Genomic DNA, 18,014 nt, shown 5'->3' with positions numbered 1-18,014 from the left:
CTCGGCACGACTGCAGGCCCGACCTAACCGAACATCAATCTCCCGGCCAACTTCTCGTTGGCCGGGCTGAGTATTCTGCCCCCCTATGGCCTGTCCGCGGCTCGGACAGGTCGGTACACATTGTGGGGGACTGGATGTCATTCAGAAAAATCACGACCGGCTCGGTTGCCGGCTTGGGACTGCTTGCGCTCGGCCTTGCAGCACCGGCCTACGCGCAGGATGATCGCTGCGAAACCTATCCACTGCCAATGGCGACCGCACCGGCCGCGCTTGGCTGGTCCGCTGATGAATTGTCAGGGCTCGAGACGCTTGCCCGTGATCTCAACGCCACCGCCCTGATGGTCGTGCAAAGCGGACAGGTCGTGTTCGAGCATGGCGAGACCGATCGGCTGATCATGGTGCACTCCCTGCGCAAATCGTTGATGAGCGCGATGATCGGCGTGCTGGTCGACGCCGGGGCCCTGTCGCTTGATGCCAGCCTGAATGATCTCGGGATTGATGACCTGGCCGGACTGACCGATCAGGAGCGTTCAGCCACGGTTCGCGATGTGATCATGGCGCGCTCGGGTGTGTATATCCCATCGGCCGCCGAGACCCCGCAAATGCGCGCGGCGCGGCCCGAACGCGGCGAGTTCGCGCCCGGGGAGCACTGGTATTACAATAATTGGGACTTCAACGTCGCCGGCCACATCTTCGAGCGCGCATCCGGTCGAAATTACGATTCGGCCTTCCTGCGGGTCTTCGCCGAGCCCCTCTGCATGCCCGATTTCGACGTCTTCGAAACCCATCGCCAGCATGCGCCGGGGACGATGTTCTCCGCCTATCACATGCGCCTGTCGGCCCGGGATACAGCCTTGTTTGGTCAACTCTTCCTGCAGGAAGGTGAGTGGGAGGGCGAGCAGATCCTCTCCGCTGACTGGGTGCGCGAAAGTACGGCGGATTATTCCGATACCGGCTGGCCCGGGGCCTGGATGGGCGGTTATGGCTATATGTGGTGGCGACCGGCCGATGCGGAGATCGCTGACGAGCATGGCCTCGCTGCCGACATGTATACCGGGGCCGGTTATGGTGGCCAGTATGTCACCGTCATTCCGAGCCTCGACCTGGTCATCGTCAACCGGATGAATACCGACATTCCGGACGGGCCCCGCATGGGTGGCCGCGACTATACGAGCATTCTTCGGAGCGTCATCGCGGCAGCCCGCACGCCCTGATGTCGACCGGTGTTGAGGGCGGGCGAAATCGCCCAGGCGCCGGACGGGCGGCGGCCCAGTCATCCGGCGTCGAAGATTGAGTGCCCGACCGGGTCGGGACGCGATTTTCGCCTTCATTTCCTTGCCTTGACCGGCACCAGACTGGTCTTTCGCCGGAAAACCGCTATCAGGTTCGGGTCAGTCTTTTGCGGGAGTGCGCATGCGCTGGACCATACATCTGGGTTTGCCGAAGGCCGCCTCAACCAGCTTTCAGGCCAGTTGCTCGGACGCCGCGGACGCCTATTTTGTCGGTAAGTTGCCGCGCCTGGGTGGCAGTGGCAGCCTTCCGCGTTACCAGAGCGACGAGGACCGTACGGTTCTGCGCACCATCCTGCCGGTCTGTGGGCCGGGCCATGCACCCTGGCAGCGTTTGCGGGCCTGGGTGGAGGATGTCGAGCGCCGGGCGAGGGCGGCCGAACATGATCACGTCCTGGTTTCGGACGAGATCCTGTCAGGGGTCGGTTTTGCCGGGATGGAATTCGGGACAACGCTGGAAGGGGTTTTGGCGGTCCTGCACAGGCTGCTGGGTGACCGGGCGACTTTTATCCTGATTGCACGTGAGCCGGCCGGCTGGCTCCGCTCCTATTATTCCACCCGCCTGAAACAGGGCTATAGCGCGTCATTTGCCAGTTTCGTCACTTGGGCCACAAGCTTTCCCTATGGTTCCGCGCTTCGGGGCGTGGATTACCGTTCTATCGTGCGGCTCGCCGAGCGACCCGAGCTGGATCTGCGGATATGGGTATTTGAGCGCTTTATCAGTGATGCCGCCTATCGTGAGACCTGTCTGGCCGAGCTTGGCCTCGATGTCTCCGGGCAGGGTCTGGAGCATCGCAATCGCCGGCCCGACCTGCGACGGCTTGAGCGCCTGCGGGCCTGGAATGCGGTCCATGCACGTGACTGGGAGGCGGCAACAGGTGCCATGCGCCATCCCGTCATCCAGCTCCTGATGTTGCACGATGATTGGCGGGCCTCGCTGAATGACGGCGACAATCCTGACGAGCCCCTTGCCGCGCCGGCGCTGGCAGCCATCAATGCCCGAAATGCCTATCTCGCCGACCAGAGTGGCCAGTCGGGTCCGGAGCTGTCCTATGAGGTCCCGGATGACATCAGACGGGAGCTCGACAGGATTCTGGTGCCCGGCAATCGGCTGCTGGCCGCTCATCTTGGCACGGATCTCGCGCCCTATGGCTATGTGGTGTAAGCCGGTGCTGACGGCGCGAGCGAAGCGGTGGAGCTTTGCTGCCATTGGCGATATCCAGCTCGTAGCCCCTAAGAGAAGTCTCGCTCGATGACCCAGCCTCGCCATCTCGCCGAAATCCGTCACGCCGACCTGATTTTCCCGCATCAGACCAATCATCAGGGCAGCTATTTCGGTGGCGCGGCCATGGCGGAGATGGACAAGATCGCCTTTCTGGTCGCGGCCCGGCATGCCCGGCGACCCTTTGTGACGGCCTCCTGTGACAAGCTGGATTTTGTGGCACCGGCCCATCTCGGCGACCTCGTCGAACTGACCGGCCAGGTCCGTATGGTCGGACGGACCTCCTTGATCGTCGATGTCGAGCTGGCAGCGGAAAACCTGCTGACCGGGGTCCGGCATATCTGTACGCGCGGCGCTTTCACCATGGTGGCTGCCGACCGCAAGACGAATCCGGATCGTCTGCCGCAGTCGCCCGACGCCAAGCCGGACTTTGCCGCCAGCCCGCCTGGCTATGCCCGCACGCTGCAATTGGTCTTCCCGGGAGACACCAATCATCTCGGCCAGCTCTTCGGCGGCAATGCGATGTCGATCATGGGCAAGGCCGCCTATATTGCCGCCTCGCGTCATACGCGCTGTGATGTCGGCATGGCAGCCTCGGACAAGATCGACTTCATTGCCCCGACCCAGGAGGGCGAGATGCTGGATGTCGTCGCCACGATTGCCTCGGTCGGCCACACATCGATGACGATCGGGGTTCTGGCCGAAGCCGAAAACCTGTTGACCGGAGAGCGCCGCAAGGTCGGCGAGGCAGACTATGTCATGGTCGCGCTGGATGAGGATGGCCAGCCGACGCGCGCGCAACCGCTGGGCTAGGGCGCGATCGGCAGGGCCCGGACCTGGAGCGCTGGCGCAAGGCCAAGATCATTGCACCGATGCCAACCGGCGATTGAGAAGCGCTCGCGGTGCGAGATGGTCACCTCGTGCGGTATTTCCTCGGACAGGAAAACAGCCAGGGTCGCAAACTCCGGGCGGAGTTCGCTCAGCACGCAGTCACCCTCGTCGTAAATCCGCAAATGCCCGCCATCGCCTTCGCGCCAGTCCGGATTGAGATAAAGCACCGTGGAGAGCACCCGGTTGCGGGCGCCGCGAAAACTGTCGACATGGCGTTTGTAGAAGCCGCCGGATTCATACACCGCAAAATGCGCCTCGAAGGCAAACAGGCCGAGCATGAGGCGAGCATTGACGTCGCGACGGAGGGCTTCGGCAAAGGCCAGATAGGCGATCTGGCCCGGGGTTGAGCCGTCCAGCCACTTCGTTTTGTCGCGGCGGACACGCGCGATCAGCTCGTGATCCTCAGCCCGGCCGATGCCAGCCGGCGTGAGTGCATTGTCCTGCCACAGCGCTCTGGCTTCCTGGCGCAGGGCGGCCAGCATTTCGGTATCGGTCAGACGCACCGCGATATATCCGGGCCCGGCGAGGGCATCGCAGACAGTGCCGATATCGAAGGCAGGCAGGCCGGTCAGGCCCGAGGGGAGAAGGCTCACGCGCGGTGGTCCGATCAATCAGGGTCCGCGCTGGTACGACCGTGATGGAGCCGGGTCAATCGAATTCGCGGCCGCCGGCCCGGGCGAGGGCCTTGAGCGCAGCCAGGGCATCACCCAACCGGTCTTCGGGCACGAAGACATGGTCGTGGAAGTAACCGGCGACGGGATTGCAGCCGATGCCCTCAGCGGCCAGCGTGGCCGCGACCTGCGCCATGAAGCCGACCGCGTCGAGCGAGGAATGGATCGCCAGGGTGATCCGGCGACAGGCAAAAACCGGATCCAGTCCGGCGGCCTCGGCGACTGCGAAGGGCAGAATGAGCGTCGTGCCCTCGGCCTCAACGAAACGCATCAACGCAGAATCGGCATACGGCGCGAGCGCGGCATCCGGCCCGGTGACGAAGCCATAACGGACCGGGTCCGGTTCCGGGCGCAGTCCGGCGAGCAGGGTGCCGAGATCACTGATACCGGTCATTTGGCAGGCTCCATTCAGCGGTTAGGGTCATGGCCACACGCGACAGTGATACGTGAGTCGCGATTTCGGGGAGAAAGCGATGACTGTTGAAACCATCTCGCTGGGCGAGAAACACAGTCAGTTCGACGATGTATGGTCGCCCAAACGCATCGCCAGGCTGGACAATTACGAGCTCAAGCTCGCCAAGGGCGAGGGCGCGTTTGCCTGGCACAGTCATGTTGAGGAAGACGAGTTGTTTCTCGTCACCCAGGGCATTCTGCGCATCGAGATCGAGGGGCAGGACTCGATCATTCTGGGGCCTGGCGAGCTGTGCGTCATCCCCAAAGGGGTTCGCCATCGGCCGGTGACGCAGACCGAGACGGTCCATATCCTGTTGATCGAGAAGGCGGGCGTGACCAATACCGGTGACAACCCCGACAGCGATCTGACCCAGACGATCGAAGACCTGTAGCGGATCACGGCTTGTCCTGGCCGTTTTTCGACGTCAGGGTACGGAAAACGGGAGGTCGTGATGTCCACGCATGATGAAAACGCGCCGCGCGCGAAATTTGCCGCCATGGAAGAGGGGACTGCCGAGGATTGGGGCGTTATCGCCAGCCAGTTCGGTCCATTTGCCAAGAAGCTGCCGGAGCGTGTGCTGGATCATCTGCGCCTGCTCGATGGCGATTTTGGCGGTTTTCCGATCGACCGCCTGCAGCACTCCTTGCAGACCGCGACGCGCGCCCATCGTGATGGGCGGGATGAAGAATATGTCGTGATGGCATTGCTACACGATATCGGTGACACATTGGGCAGCTATAATCATCCCGATATCGCCGCGGCCATTCTCAAGCCCTTCATCAGTGAAGAGAACCACTGGATTGTTGCCAATCACGGCATCTTTCAGGGCTATTATTTCTTCCATCATATCGGCGCTGACCGGGACATGCGCGAGCAATTCCGCGATCACCCGTATTTTGGGGCCTGCGAGGAATTCTGCGCCAAATACGATCAGGCCGCCTTCTCGGCCGACTATGAGAGCGAGCCACTTTCCTTTTTCGAGCCCATGGTCCGGCGCGTCCTGTCGGCCCCCAGGCGATCGGTCTATGCCGATGCCGACAGGGCTGCCGAACAGGCATGACGAAACGGGCCCGGTGTGAACCGGACCCGTCTCAGTTCGGGCGCGGATTGATGCCGTCCCGGATCAGTTCCGCGGCGGAAACACGCCCTGGACGGCCACGCAATAGCGAAGCGTCAGGGATGGCGCTGAAATCTGCACCGACTGACCGTTCCCGGTGTTGCTGACCGTGGTGGACGCCATCTGTTCGTCCAGCGCACCGGTTGTGTAGACATTGCCGGCCGCGAAGCTGGCGAGCGTGTTGCCACCCGGCGTTTCTTCATTGGGCGGCGAATGCGTGCCGGCAGTGAGGTGGTTGTGCTGCGCCAATTGAGCGGAGGTCAGGACAAGCGTCTCGCTGCCAAATTTCTGGCCCTGGGCATAAGTCGGCAAGCCGGCGCCCTGGCCGTGGTTCACGGCCGTACGACCGCGCATGTCGGGCAAGGCAAAACTTGTCCGCCCGTCACCGCCATAAGTGGTCCCGAACAGTGAGTACAGAGCCTGATATTGGGCAATCGGGAGCAACTGGCCATGCGCGTCCATATAGGCTCGCGGACAGAAGTTGAAGCCGACCACAATAATGTCGCCCATGGTCGGATTGGCTTGCGCCTGTGCCGTCGCACCGAGGCCCGGAGCCACGAGAGCCGCGGCCAGGACGGCGGTTTTGATCATGTGTTTCATGGTTCTTCCCCCTAGTTGCGCGACGGATAGGTGCCGATCATCGCGACGCACCAGCGCACCGTGTTGAAGGGCTGTTGAATATTCGTCGGCTGGCTGCCGCCCGTGGTGTAGATGGCGTTGGTGTTCAATGTTTCGGTCATGTTGGTGCCCTGCGCATAGGCGGGCCTGGTCACCGGGAATGTCGCCAGTGTGGCATTGCCGATCGACGCCTGGTTCGGTGCGCTGCTCGAGACCCGAAAACTGTGGCTGTGCGCCGGTATCTGCGAACCGGTGAACGTCACGGAATCGGCCCCGAAGACGGATCCCTGCGTGCGCATGCTCAGCCCGGGTCCTTGCCCCTGGCCGACGGCCATCCGGCCTCGCAGGTCCGGAATGCCGAAGCTTGTCCGGCCATCACCGCCATACATCGTCCCAAATAGCGAAAACAGGGCATCGTGTTGCGAGATCGCGAGGATCGCGCCATTGGCTTCCTGCCATCCACGCGGGCAGAATGTGTTCGCAAAGGGCGTGATCTGGCCCACGAAGGGCTCGGATTGTGCCATGGCCGACGGTGCCGCGAGGACACTCGTTCCCAGCAATGCCGCGCCTACAATGTGTTTCAACATTTCATTCTCCTTGGATTTCGTTGTCCTACGAGCGCGACGGGTAGACGCCGACGACCGCAACGCACATGCGAAGCGCAAGTGTCGGCTGGGTGATTGAAAATGGCTGGCTGCCACCTGTGACACCGATTACCGCGGAATTGAGCGGCGCCGAGCCTGGTGACTGGTCGGAGTAAATCTCCGCGGTGGCATCGGCATAGGTCGGCATGGCGGCCCCGGACGGTGAATTGACCGAGGGTGGGTTGGTTGACGCCATCATGGAGTGACGGTGACTGGGCAGCTGGGCCACGGTCATGGTGCGCTGGGTCGCCCCCCCGATCGTCCCCTGGCGGTAGTAGGGCAATCCGGGGCCCTGACCTTCAGAAATCATGGCTCGCCCGCGCAGATCCGGCAGGGCGAAGGAGGTGCGGCAATCACCACCATATTCGCAGCCGAGCAGCGAAAAGAGAGCGCTGTAATTGGAAATCGGCAGAAGCTGGCCATTCGCCTCCATGAAGTTGCGTGGACAGTAAGTCTCCCCGACCGCCGTGATCTGGCCCATGAATGGTTCCTGCGCGGCAACGCCCGCTGACACCAGTAACGCGGCTATCGCGCCCAGCCATTTGGCCCTTGAACGTTTCAATCCCATAGAATCCTCCCTCAGGTTGAAGAGGCTGATCTTTCGCCTGAAGCGCGATAAATGCAACGACAAATTAAATAGATAAGAACGACGCGTTTAAGGGGAGGCGGGGGACGAGTCGGATTTACCGGTGGCGGATTGATCCTGAGCGGTCAGACTGGTATCCCGCAGATACAGGGACCGGTTTTGGTTCGCTAGCGAAATAAATGAGGATGCCATGAGCGCAGGCGCTTTCGACGTGATCGTAATCGGCGGTGGACCCGGTGGTTATGTGGCCGCGATCCGTGCGGCCCAGCTGGGTTTCAAGACCGCGGTGGTCGAGCGCGACAATCTCGGCGGCATATGCCTCAACTGGGGCTGTATCCCGACAAAAGCCCTGCTGCGCTCCGCCGAGGTCTATCACCTCATGCAGCATGCGTCCGATTTCGGCCTTTCCGCCGACAAGATCGGGTTCGACATCAAGGCAATCGTGCAACGTTCGCGGAAAGTCTCCTCACGCCTCACGGGCGGGATCGGCATGCTGATGAAGAAGCACAAGATCACGGTCATTGAAGGCAGCGCCGCTCTCGAAAAGGGCAAGGACGCCCCCACGGTTGTCGTCGGCAAGGACCGGTATGCGGCCAAACACGTCATTCTCGCGACCGGCGCACGGGCGCGGACCATTCCGCAAGCCGGGCTGGAACCGGATGGCGACAAGATCTGGACGTATCGCGAAGCCATGGTTCCGGACGCCATGCCGAAATCGCTTCTGGTCATCGGGTCGGGCGCGATCGGGATCGAGTTTGCCAGCTTCTACAAGACAATGGGCGCCGACGTGACCGTGGTCGAGATGATGGATCGTGTCCTGCCGGTCGAGGATGCCGAAATTTCGGCCTTCGCCGCCAAGAGTTTCAAGAAGCAGGGGCTCAACCTGATGGTTTCGGCCCAGGTCGAGAAGCTTGAGAAGACCGCCAGCACGGTGAAGGTCCATGTCAAGAATGCCAAGGGCAAGGTTGAAGTGATCGAGGTTGAAAAGGTCATCATGGCCGTCGGCATCGTCGCCAATATCGAGAATATGGGCCTGGACAAGCTTGGCGTGAAAATCGATCGGGGCCATGTCGTCAATGACGGTTTCGGCCGCACCAATGTCAAAGGCCTCTACGCCATCGGCGATGTCGCGGGCCCGCCCTGGCTCGCTCACAAGGCCAGCCATGAAGGCGTTGTCTGTATCGAGAAGATCGCTGGCGAGAATGTACATGCCTTCGAGACCGGGAATATTCCCGGATGCACCTATTGCCATCCGCAGGTCGCGTCGGTTGGCCTGACTGAAGCCAAGGCCAAGGAAGCCGGCCATGATGTCAAAGTCGGCCGCTTCCCCTTCGTCGGCAATGGCAAGGCGATTGCGCTCGGTGATGACCAGGGCCTGGTGAAGACTGTCTTCGACGCCAAGACCGGCGAGTTGCTGGGCGCCCACATGGTCGGACCGGAAGTCACCGAGATGATCCAGGGCTATGTGGTCGGGCGTCAGCTGGAGACCACCGAAGCCGAGCTCATGCACACCGTCTTCCCGCATCCGACCCTGTCGGAGATGATGCATGAGAGCGTCCTGGACGCCTATGGACGAGCGCTTCACATCTGACGGCTGAAATTATTTTCGCCTGATTGCATCCGATTGACGTCATCGCGGCATCCAAGGGTCAAACCCGAGCCTTGCCCAAGGTTCGAACCCGAGCCTTGCGAGGATGCCATGCTGACCCGAATTCTGCTTTCTGCCACTGCCGCCATCGCCCTGTCTGCCTGTACCTATTCGGTTTCGGGGCACGGCGAGGGGCAATCCGTTGAATCGGCCGGCCTTGTCGCCTCCCGGAATGTCGATGTCCCGGGCGATGCCGAGTTTGCCGGCATGCTGGTCGGGGCAGATGGTCATGTCGGCGGCGATCTCGACCTGGCTGGTGCCAGTGTCCGCTCCGACGCCCGGGTCGGCGGCAATCTGAGCGCAGCCGGCGGTCGGGTGCGCTTTACCGGGGAAGTTGACGGCGACGCCGAGATCGATGCCGGGACCGGCTATGTTGATGCGGTCATTCGCGGTGATGTCACCATCGCGGCTGGACGCATCACCCTGGACGGCACCATTGGCGGTGGTCTGGAAATGGATGCCGGACGGATGGATTTGCGGGCCGATATTTCCGGCCCGGTTCACGTGCGTGGCCATGGTCGCGGCGATCATGGCAATGGCCGTGTGGAAGTGTCCGGGCGCTTGCAGCAGGGCGGGACGATTTGCGCTGCTGAAGTGGAAATTCGCCGCAATGCGCAGATCGAGGGCGAGTTGCGGGTGATCTCCGATCGCCGGCCCGATGGCGATGGTTTCACCTATGAGGCCCTCGCAGGCCGCGATTGCGATCACCTCTAGGTACAGGATTTGCCAGTTGTGCCGGCGCTTTTCTGATCAACGCCGGCATGCCCCTCCGGGGTCTGTCACACACGCTTTCCGCAAGGAAGGTCCGCCGGGTCCAGCTCCCTCTTGTTCCGGCGGTGTGTGGCAGGCCCCGGTTTCCTGTCGGGCCTATTCGGCGGGTTCCGCGACTGGCTTGACGCTCTCCGACATCATTGCTTCCACGGTCTTTTGAACACTGCCGTAATCGGTCTTTCCGGTGCCCAGGACGGGTATGCTCTCGACCTGGATGATCTTGCGCGGAATGGCGAGATCGGAGATTCCGTGATTGCGGGCGAAGGCGACAAGGTCGGCGCGGTCCGCCTTGGCGTAATCGGTGAGCAGGACGACCTGCTCGCCCTTGCGCTTGTCCGGGATTGCCGCGGCAGCGTGCATATTGTCGGGCCACAATGAGGTCGCACAATTCTCGACGACGGCCAGAGACACCATCTCTCCGCCGAGCTTGGCAAAGCGTTTCACGCGACCGCGGATGGAGATATAGCCTTCCTCATCAATGGAGACGATGTCGCCGGTGTCGTGCCAGCCTCCGACTGGCGCATCGAGAACAAGCGGCGCATCCGGGCGAATATAGCCCCTCATGATGTTCGGCCCCTTGATGTGCAATTGGCCGCCATCGGTGATGCCATCGACTTTTACCAGCCTGGCCTGGCAGCCGGGCATGATCTGACCGACTGTGCCGGGGCGGTTATTGTCCGGCTGATTGACCGAGAAAACCGGCGCGGCCTCTGTCAGTCCATAGCCTTCGACAATCTCCAGATTGAACCGTCGGCGCAGCGAGGATCGGGTCTCGTCCTTGACCCGCTCGGCGCCGCAAACGGCCATGCGCAGGGATGAGAGATCATCGGCGTCCGCGGCCCGTGCGTACTGGTTCATGAAAGTGTCGGTCGCGAACAGGATGGTCGCCTTGGTTTCGGCGATCCGTTTGACAATCGTCTTGGCCTGCAGCGGCGTGGGATGGCAGATCGCCGGAACGCCGAGACCGAGCGGGACCAGCACCCCGCCTGTCAGTCCGAAGCAATGGAAGGTCGGCAGCGGGTTGAAAAGGATATCGGTGGGCAGGATCCGGATATGGTCGCGGACCTGTTCGACATTGGCCAGGAGATTGGCGTGGCTGAGAACAACGCCCTTGGGATCGCCTTCAGTGCCCGAGGTGAAGAGATAGACGGCCGGACTGTCAGGGTCGGGATGCGCCCGCACTAGAAAGGGCGCCACCATACCAACGGCCGCGGCGATCTTGTCCTTGATCGAGAGGTTCTCGCGCACGTCTTCCAGATAGATCAGCTCATGGTCTTCCTTGAGCGTGGCCTCCAGCTCCTCGAGCTCGCCGAGCTCAATGAAGCGGCGCGCGGTGACGATGCGTTTGGCCTTGCAGGCCCNNGGCCCGGCATGCGGCTTTCAGCGCCCGTTCGCCGGCGGTGAAGTTGAGCATGGCCGGAACACGGCCATAGGCGGACACGGCGTAGAAGGAGATGATGGCGCCGACGCCGGTCGGCAGCAGAACACCCACCGCTTCGCCCTTTTCGGTGCCTTCCTTGAGGGCATGACCCAGCGCGAAGACCGCTTTGGTCAGGTCGCCGAAGGACAGTTCGCGACCATCGGCATCGATCGCCGCGAGCTTCTTGCTGCCATACCGACGCTTGGAATCGAGCAGAGCGGCAAAGACCGATTTGCGAATCCTCTTGAGATTGAAATCCGGCCCGTTGAAAACCTCGCCGATATCCGCCGGATTGGTGTCAGCGGCAACGGTTCCGGCTGGCATGTCGCCAGCGGCTGCAGTGTCAGCCATGTAATCCTCCCATCAACGCCCATCTTGCGTGAGCGTTTGCTTGATCCGGGATATTACGCCTGGCTGACGTATAGGGAAGGGGGAGGAATGATTCACATCACCTTGATGCAGATTACATCGCGATATACGGAAATAATTTATCGAAAAACGAAAAAACCGGTTGATATCGAAATTCGATAATGTAAGCTCCGACTCAACGCTGGGGAGCGTCTGACCGGGGCTTCGAACGCCCTGACTTGTACGGGAGACTGACATGCAAAAGGTCCTGCTGGCCGCTTCGGCCATGACCACTGCGCTGATGACATCGGGCTGCGTGATCGTGGTCGATGGTGACGATGACAGCAAGATGCTGCGCGGCCATGGAATGCGGACTGTCGACGGTTATGTCGTTCTGGACCGCGATGGCGATTACAGCCGTCTGGCCGGTGACGTGAATCTGCGCGGCCGCATCGGCGGCGATCTCAGCCTGGTGGCGGGCGATGTGGATGCCGATGACCTCCAGGTTGGCGGCGATGTTTCGATTGCTGGCGGTGACATCAATTTTTCCGGCCGTGTCGGTCGTGAGGCGTCCATCGCAGGTGGTGAAATCACCTTTGCTGCCGATGTTGGCGACGAACTCAATCTCGCCGGCGGCGAGATCGACTTCTCCGGGCGTGTCGAAGGCGAAGCTGCACTGGCCGCTGGCGAAATGACGGTTGGCGGATGGTTCGGCGATCAGCTCCATGCCCAGGCTGACGAGATCCGCTTTACCGGTGAGGCCACCGGTCCGGTCAAGCTCGTGGCGGCTGAGGACCTCAACCGCAATCGTCGGAATAATCAGCGCGGTCTTGTCGAAATCAGCGGATCGCTGACCGGTGGTGGCCAGATCTGTGCGATCGATGTCGTGTTCACCGAAACGGCGCGCGTGCGCGATGGCGTCACGGTCTGGGCGGAAAATGCTCCGGTCACGCAATCCGGTGCCCAGGTGTCCGGTCTTGACTACCAGCCGCGCGATGGTCGCGATTGCGACGATCTGACCGAGGACTAATCCCAAGCCAATAGCGGTTCAATCCTGACCTGATCGCCGGGGGGCGCAGGGAGACTTAAGATGAACATCATGAAGATGCGGAAAGTGGTGATGGCCGGGGGGCTGGCCATTTCCCTTTTAACAGGTGCCGCGACCGCGCAGGTCATAGGCGGCGAAGTGGAAGTCGAAGGCAGCAGTAATGACGTCATCTTCCTTGGCGGGGAGATGGATGTTCGCGGCGTGGTCGATGGTGATATCAAGGGTATTGCCGGCGTGATCCAGGTCGATGCCGATGTCCGCGGCTCCGTACAGCTGGTCGGCGGCGAGATCGATGTGGCCGGCACGGTTGGCAATGATCTCGACATCGCCGGTGGCGACGTGCAATCCGATGCAGCAGTGACCGGGGACGCCAATTTCGCCGGCGGTGACAGCGAGGTTGGCGGCACGATTGGCGGCATGCTCAACGGAGCGGCCGGCTATCTGGAAATCAGTGCGCAGATTGGCCGAGATGCCAAGCTGGCCGGCGGCTATATAGAAACCACCCGCACGAGCAATATTGCGGGATCCGCCGAGATTGTCGGTGGCGAAGTTCACCTCGCTGGCCAGATTGACGGGCCTGTTGATATCGAAGGTGGCGAGATCCACCTGTCCGGTGTTTTCCTGGGCGATGTCGAGGTCACGGCCGAAGAAGTCTATGTGCTCGACGGCACGCGGGTTTCAGGCGAATTGCGGATCCGGTCACCCAATGATCCGGTGCTTGCCGATGGCGCGAGCTTTGGCAGTTATGATTACGAATATGAGCGTTTCAATTTCGGCGCCCGAGACTGGAAGCAGGTCGATTTCGGTCCGGAGTTCGATTTTCCGACTGGCGTCTTCAGCCTGTTCATTCCGGGCGCAGCCTTCCTGCTGGCAGCCCTTGCCTGCATGATTGCGCCGAGTGGATGCGCAACGGTGGCGACGAAATTCCGTGACCAACCTGTCGTCACCGGTTTCCTGGGCTTCATCAGTTTCGCCCTGTCACCGGTCTTCCTGATCATGATGACCATTCTGCTGGCCATTACGGTGGTGGGCATCCTGCTGATCCCGATCATGTGGCTCATTTTCTGGCCCTTCATGCTGCTCTGCATCGGTCTGGGCGCGATTTCCGTCGGCGACATGATCTTCAATCGTGAGCCGGATGAGAAGAGCCTCGGCCTGGGTATGCGCCTGCTCTCGACCTTTGCTGTCGTGGCCGTTTTCGCGGCGCTGGGCGCCTTGCCGGTTGCCGGTGTACTCGCCGGTTTCTTCCTGCTCTTCATCGGCCTGGGTGCCTGGGTGATGTCGCTCGGGAAGCGTCGACAGGCCGCCCCGGTCATGGGGGCAACCGCGACCGCATAGGCAGACTGGGTCACCCCGCATCATGACAATGCAGAAAGGCAGGGGTGACCTTGCCCGGTACGCGCGGTAAATCTCCCCCGGAACGTCCCACAGCAGGGGTAATGGGGAATATGCGTACTCTTCACATGATTGCACTGGCTGCAGCGACCGCGACGTTCAACGTCGCGGTCGCCCAGCCCGTCCAGCAGACCGTCAATGACTGGCGTGATGCTTTCCGACAGCTCGAAGACGAAGACTGGCCGTCGCCAAATCGCGAACGTCGCGCCACGGGTGCGCCGGGACCGGATTACTGGCAGCAGCAGGTCGATTACGACATTGATATCCGGCTCGACGAAGAGGCCAAGCACCTCTTTGGCACCGAGACGGTGACCTATACCAACAATGCTCCGGACACGCTGGACTTCCTGTGGTTCCTGCTCGACCAGAACCGCTTCCGTCCCGATTCCATCGCCGTGATGACCGAAACGGTCGGCGGTGGCGGGCGCGCCTCGGGGCGCGTGGGTGAGTCGATGCCCGAAGGGATTTCGGCCCGGTCCATGCGGCGTCGCCAGATGCTTGATGAGGACGGTTACGGCTTCAACATCACCGGGGTCACCGACGCCAATGGCGCGCCGATGGACTTCACCATCGTCGACACGCTTCTGCGTCTCGATCTGGATACGGACCTGGAGACGGGCGACAGCGTCACTTTCACCATCGAATGGGACTACCGCCTGGTGGAGACCCAGGTCATTGGTGGCCGGGCCGGCTGGGAGTGCTTCGAGGAAACCGAGGATACCGGGGCTGACTGCATCTATCAGATCGCCCAATGGTTCCCCCGTGCCGCGGTCTTCTCGGACTATGAAGGCTGGCATAACAAGGCCTTCCTCGGTCGCGGGGAATTCGGTCTCGAATTTGGCGATTACGACGTGTCGATCCGCGTGCCGCAGGACTTCATCGTCTCGGCCACGGGCGTGCTTCAAAATGCCGATGAGGTCCTGACCGAGCCGCAGCGTGAACGTCTGGAAGAGGCCCGCACGGCTGATGAGCCGGTCTTCATCGTCACCCCGGCGGAAGCCCGCGCCAATGAGCGTCGCGGCACCCGTTCGATGGCGACCTGGGAATTCCGGGCCGAGAATGTCCGCGATTTCGCCTGGGCCGGTTCGCGCAAATTCATCTGGGACGCGGTCGGTGTCGAGCAGGACGGGGAGGGCGATGCGCCGGACCTTGTCATGGCGATGTCCTTCTATCCCAATGAGAGCGAGCCGTTGTGGTCGACCTTCTCGACCCGGGCCGTCGAGCACACACTCGCGGTCTACAATGATTTCGCCTTCCCCTATCCCTACCCGGTCGCGCAATCGATCGCAGGCCCGCAGGGCGGGATGGAATACCCGATGATCACCTTCAATGGTGGCTCCTATGGCCGCCCGATGGTCGATGATGATGGTAATCTCAGCTATTCGCTGGGTTCCAAGCGCGGCCTGATCGGCGTGATCATTCACGAGATCGGCCACATCTACTTCCCGATGGTCGTCAATACCGATGAGCGCCAGTGGACCTGGATGGATGAAGGCGTGAACTCCTTCCTGCAATTCCAGGCCGAGCGTCAGTGGGAAGAAAACTACCCGGTTCGCCGCGGCGACCCGCACTCGATCACGTCCTACATGGCATCAACCAACCAGATGCCGATCATGACCCAGTCGGACTCCATCCTTCAGTTCGGACCGAACGCCTATTCCAAACCGACCATTGCGCTGGTGGTCCTGCGCGAGACGGTTCTGGGCCGCGAACTCTTCGACGAGGCCTTCCGGGCCTATTCCGAGCGCTGGCGCTTCCGGCGTCCGACGCCCTATGATTTCTTCCGCACGATGGAGGAGGTTTCCGGGGTGGATCTCGACTGGTTCTGGCGTGGCTGGTTCTACTCCACCGATCATGTCGACATCTCCCTTGATCGGGTGATCGAAGGGACGTTCGATACCGAGGACCCGGGCATTGAGAACATGCGGGCCCGTGAGCAGGCAGCCCGCGAACCGGAGAGCCTGACCCAGGTCTCCAACCGTGAGGCCGGTGTCGCGCTCTATGCCGACAGCAATCCGGAAGTGCTGGATTTCTACTCCGAGAATGATCGTCATACCGTCACCAATCGCGAGCGCGAAGCGTATGAAAGCATGCGCGAAGGGCTGGAAGACTGGGAAGCGGACATCCTCGATAGCGGTGACCGCGTCTACTATCTCGACTTCACCAATGAGGGCGGGGTGGTCATGCCGATCATCCTCGAATTCACCTTCGCGGATGGGTCCACCGAGATGGTGCGCATCCCGGCTGAAGTCTGGCGCTACAACCCGCGGAATGTAACCTGGACCTATGTCTCGGACCGCCAGGTCGTATCCGTGGAGCTGGATCCGCTGTGGGAAACGGCCGATGCCGATCGCACCGACAACTACTATCCGCCACGCATCGAACCGACCCGTCTCGAGCTCTATCGCTCGTCCAGCAACCCATCCAGCATGATGGACGATCTGGACTTGCGGGTGACCCGCGACAGCGTCGCCACGCGTCCGGAATAGGCTTGCAGGAGGGCCGCGAAACAGCATGCGCATCCGTTCAACCCTCCTGACCGCTCTGGCGGGGCTGTCCCTGGTGACAGCCCCGACCCTTGCCCACCGCATGCATGCCGGCGTCACCGAGATCGCTGTCAATGAACGCACGGGCGAGCTCGAAATCATCCACCGTGTCTATGGTCATGATCTGATGGAAGCGCTGGATCGGACCGATCTGGACGCCGACACCTTCCTGGCCACGCCCGAGGGCCTGGCTGCAGTCGGGGCTTATGCGGGCGAGTTCTTCCGCGTGGCCGATACCGATGGCGAGCTTCTCGAACTGTCCTATGTCGGCGCCGAAGCCGATGGTGAGTTCACCTGGATCTATTTCTCGTCCGCCATCCCGGCCGAACAAGCCAGTTTCATTGTCGATAATGACCTGCTAGCCGAGACCTTCGACGACCAGGTCATGATGACCAATCTGCGCTTCAATTCCGCCGTTCGCACGGCGATGCAGGGGCCGGGACGACGGGCGCCGGTTCGCGTGCGCTTCAGCGACTAGGTCATTTCACCGCTAGATCTTGTGCACCAGCGCCGGGCATCGACACGCGAATGCGCCGGCCAGATCGCCTTCCGTGCGCGTATAATCAAAGGTCACTTCCTCACCCTCTGCCAGATCACGCAGGGCCACCAGGGTGGGCAGGGCGGTCTCGGTGTCATAGATGATCTCGCAACTCGGCTCGCAGGCGTGATTGACGAAATGGCCATAGCCCGTGGGTTCGATATGGCGGCCATCATCGGTGCGGAAGGAATAGGGGGTCTGTCGGGCGCCGACGGGCCCGTAAATCCCCAGCACGGTCTCGCCCGCAGACACGGCCTCTTCCAGTACGGTGCCCCAGCCATGGGTGGGTGAGCGGTCCAGCCGCGCCGCCGGCGCATGGGCCATCACATAGGGTTGCGCCGCCGGCGCGCTGGCCTCGCCGGCCTGGGCACCGGGTATTGCCTGACCGGCAATCCGGCCGACCAGGGCAGCGCCATGGCGCCGCGCCTCAGGCGCCAGGTCGAGCATGACACCGGCCTCGGCAGGCGTTGTTCCTTCTGCAAATTCAAGCATCAAGGCGAGCTGATCGCCCATAAGGAGCCCGCGGGCCTCGGCCGGACGCGCCAGCCCGTCACGCTCGGCAATGCGGTCGACCCGGCCCGACACCCGACCATCCGCCTCGATCACCAGGGCCAGACGGTCATAGAGTCGCGTCCCGTCAGCCGCGACATGAAACCCGATCAGATGGACCGGCACAGATGCCGATCTGGTAGCCCCAAGAAACCCCACCATGCCCAAATCCCCCAACACAAACAATAAGGTGAGGCGAGGTTAGGGGATTTGCTTGGCGGAACAAGGCTGAAGGAAGAATTCTGACTATTCATGGCGG

At 61.8% G+C, this 18,014-nt stretch carries 19 protein-coding genes; 11 read left to right on the top strand and 8 right to left on the bottom strand.

Going from position 1 to position 18,014, the window contains the following annotated elements; translation table 11 throughout:
• The first annotated feature begins 134 nt into the window (after window positions 1-134).
• From JXQ94_RS06775 to JXQ94_RS06765, 3 genes are all read left to right on the top strand, one after another.
• Entirely contained in the window at window positions 135-1,214 is a 1,080-nt protein-coding gene (locus tag JXQ94_RS06775; protein WP_421923020.1) for a serine hydrolase domain-containing protein, read from the top strand.
• A gap of 199 nt (window positions 1,215-1,413) precedes the next feature.
• Window positions 1,414-2,454: a hypothetical protein gene (locus JXQ94_RS06770; RefSeq protein ID WP_421923019.1), complete on the top strand. Its 1,041-nt coding sequence runs from the start codon at window positions 1,414-1,416 to the stop codon at window positions 2,452-2,454.
• 87 nt (window positions 2,455-2,541) lie between these two features.
• Window positions 2,542-3,324 (top strand): acyl-CoA thioesterase, encoded by a 783-nt coding sequence (locus JXQ94_RS06765; RefSeq protein WP_421923018.1) that lies wholly within the window; start codon window positions 2,542-2,544, stop codon window positions 3,322-3,324.
• Here JXQ94_RS06765 and JXQ94_RS06760 read toward each other — a convergent pair.
• Both JXQ94_RS06760 and JXQ94_RS06755 read right to left on the bottom strand, forming a co-directional pair.
• Window positions 3,321-3,995: a 2OG-Fe(II) oxygenase gene (locus JXQ94_RS06760; RefSeq protein WP_421923017.1), complete on the bottom strand. Its 675-nt coding sequence runs from the start codon at window positions 3,993-3,995 to the stop codon at window positions 3,321-3,323. The two genes, JXQ94_RS06765 and JXQ94_RS06760, sit on opposite strands and share 4 nt — an antisense overlap.
• Before the next feature lie 55 nt (window positions 3,996-4,050).
• A complete protein-coding gene (locus JXQ94_RS06755) occupies window positions 4,051-4,467 on the bottom strand; it encodes an ACT domain-containing protein (protein ID WP_421923016.1) in 417 nt (138 codons plus the stop codon).
• A 79-nt stretch (window positions 4,468-4,546) separates the two neighbouring features.
• On the opposite strand from JXQ94_RS06755, the gene JXQ94_RS06750 reads away from it, so the two are divergent.
• Window positions 4,547-4,918, top strand: coding sequence for a cupin domain-containing protein (locus tag JXQ94_RS06750; protein ID WP_421923015.1), 372 nt, complete (start codon window positions 4,547-4,549; stop codon window positions 4,916-4,918).
• A 60-nt stretch (window positions 4,919-4,978) separates the two neighbouring features.
• Window positions 4,979-5,587, top strand: a complete 609-nt coding sequence (locus JXQ94_RS06745) for an HD domain-containing protein (RefSeq protein ID WP_421923014.1) — start codon at window positions 4,979-4,981, stop codon at window positions 5,585-5,587.
• Between the two features lie 63 nt (window positions 5,588-5,650).
• Here the strand turns inward: JXQ94_RS06745 and JXQ94_RS06740 are convergent, their stop codons facing one another.
• The 3 genes from JXQ94_RS06740 to JXQ94_RS06730 are packed head-to-tail and all read right to left on the bottom strand — an operon-like array spanning window position 5,651 to window position 7,387.
• Window positions 5,651-6,244: a phage tail protein gene (locus tag JXQ94_RS06740; RefSeq protein WP_421923013.1), complete on the bottom strand. Its 594-nt coding sequence runs from the start codon at window positions 6,242-6,244 to the stop codon at window positions 5,651-5,653.
• Window positions 6,245-6,255: 11 nt separating this feature from the next.
• The gene (locus tag JXQ94_RS06735; RefSeq protein WP_421923012.1) at window positions 6,256-6,849 is read right to left on the bottom strand and encodes a phage tail protein; all 594 of its coding nucleotides are present in this window, start codon (window positions 6,847-6,849) and stop codon (window positions 6,256-6,258) included.
• Window positions 6,850-6,874: 25 nt separating this feature from the next.
• Entirely contained in the window at window positions 6,875-7,387 is a 513-nt protein-coding gene (locus JXQ94_RS06730) for a phage tail protein (RefSeq protein WP_421923011.1), read from the bottom strand.
• Window positions 7,388-7,682: 295 nt separating this feature from the next.
• On the opposite strand from JXQ94_RS06730, the gene lpdA reads away from it, so the two are divergent.
• Together lpdA and JXQ94_RS06720 are read left to right on the top strand one after the other, a co-directional pair.
• Window positions 7,683-9,083 carry a dihydrolipoyl dehydrogenase gene (lpdA, locus tag JXQ94_RS06725; protein ID WP_421923009.1) on the top strand — a complete coding sequence of 467 codons (1,401 nt, stop codon included), beginning with the start codon at window positions 7,683-7,685 and terminating at the stop codon, window positions 9,081-9,083.
• 108 nt (window positions 9,084-9,191) lie between these two features.
• Window positions 9,192-9,854: a hypothetical protein gene (locus JXQ94_RS06720; RefSeq protein ID WP_421923008.1), complete on the top strand. Its 663-nt coding sequence runs from the start codon at window positions 9,192-9,194 to the stop codon at window positions 9,852-9,854.
• Between the two features lie 153 nt (window positions 9,855-10,007).
• Here the strand turns inward: JXQ94_RS06720 and JXQ94_RS06715 are convergent, their stop codons facing one another.
• Together JXQ94_RS06715 and JXQ94_RS06710 are read right to left on the bottom strand one after the other, a co-directional pair.
• Window positions 10,008-11,207, bottom strand: a complete 1,200-nt coding sequence (locus JXQ94_RS06715) for an AMP-binding protein (RefSeq protein ID WP_421923171.1) — start codon at window positions 11,205-11,207, stop codon at window positions 10,008-10,010.
• Window positions 11,208-11,274: 67 nt separating this feature from the next.
• Window positions 11,275-11,682: AMP-binding protein (locus JXQ94_RS06710; protein WP_421923007.1), on the bottom strand; the 408-nt coding region annotated here is incomplete at its 3' end.
• Between the two features lie 253 nt (window positions 11,683-11,935).
• Here JXQ94_RS06710 and JXQ94_RS06705 point away from each other — a divergent pair.
• The 4 genes from JXQ94_RS06705 (at window position 11,936) to JXQ94_RS06690 (ending at window position 17,146) form a co-directional block, all read left to right on the top strand.
• Window positions 11,936-12,709, top strand: coding sequence for a hypothetical protein (locus JXQ94_RS06705; RefSeq protein WP_421923006.1), 774 nt, complete (start codon window positions 11,936-11,938; stop codon window positions 12,707-12,709).
• A gap of 60 nt (window positions 12,710-12,769) precedes the next feature.
• Window positions 12,770-14,065, top strand: coding sequence for a hypothetical protein (locus JXQ94_RS06700; RefSeq protein WP_421923005.1), 1,296 nt, complete (start codon window positions 12,770-12,772; stop codon window positions 14,063-14,065).
• A gap of 110 nt (window positions 14,066-14,175) precedes the next feature.
• Window positions 14,176-16,611 (top strand): M1 family metallopeptidase, encoded by a 2,436-nt coding sequence (locus JXQ94_RS06695; protein WP_421923004.1) that lies wholly within the window; start codon window positions 14,176-14,178, stop codon window positions 16,609-16,611.
• Between the two features lie 25 nt (window positions 16,612-16,636).
• Window positions 16,637-17,146, top strand: a complete 510-nt coding sequence (locus JXQ94_RS06690) for a DUF6702 family protein (RefSeq protein WP_421923003.1) — start codon at window positions 16,637-16,639, stop codon at window positions 17,144-17,146.
• A gap of 12 nt (window positions 17,147-17,158) precedes the next feature.
• Here the strand turns inward: JXQ94_RS06690 and JXQ94_RS06685 are convergent, their stop codons facing one another.
• On the bottom strand, window positions 17,159-17,917 hold the full coding sequence (locus tag JXQ94_RS06685) for an SET domain-containing protein-lysine N-methyltransferase (protein ID WP_421923002.1): 759 nt from the start codon (window positions 17,915-17,917) through the stop codon (window positions 17,159-17,161).
• Between the last annotated feature and the right edge of the window lie 97 nt (window positions 17,918-18,014).

Origin of the sequence: Maricaulis maris (assembly GCF_049116555.1) — a bacterium.
Lineage (GTDB): Bacteria > Pseudomonadota > Alphaproteobacteria > Caulobacterales > Maricaulaceae > Maricaulis > Maricaulis maris_C.
The sequence above is the reverse complement of the archived record's forward strand: the minus strand, read 5'-3'. Positions and strand labels throughout refer to the sequence as shown.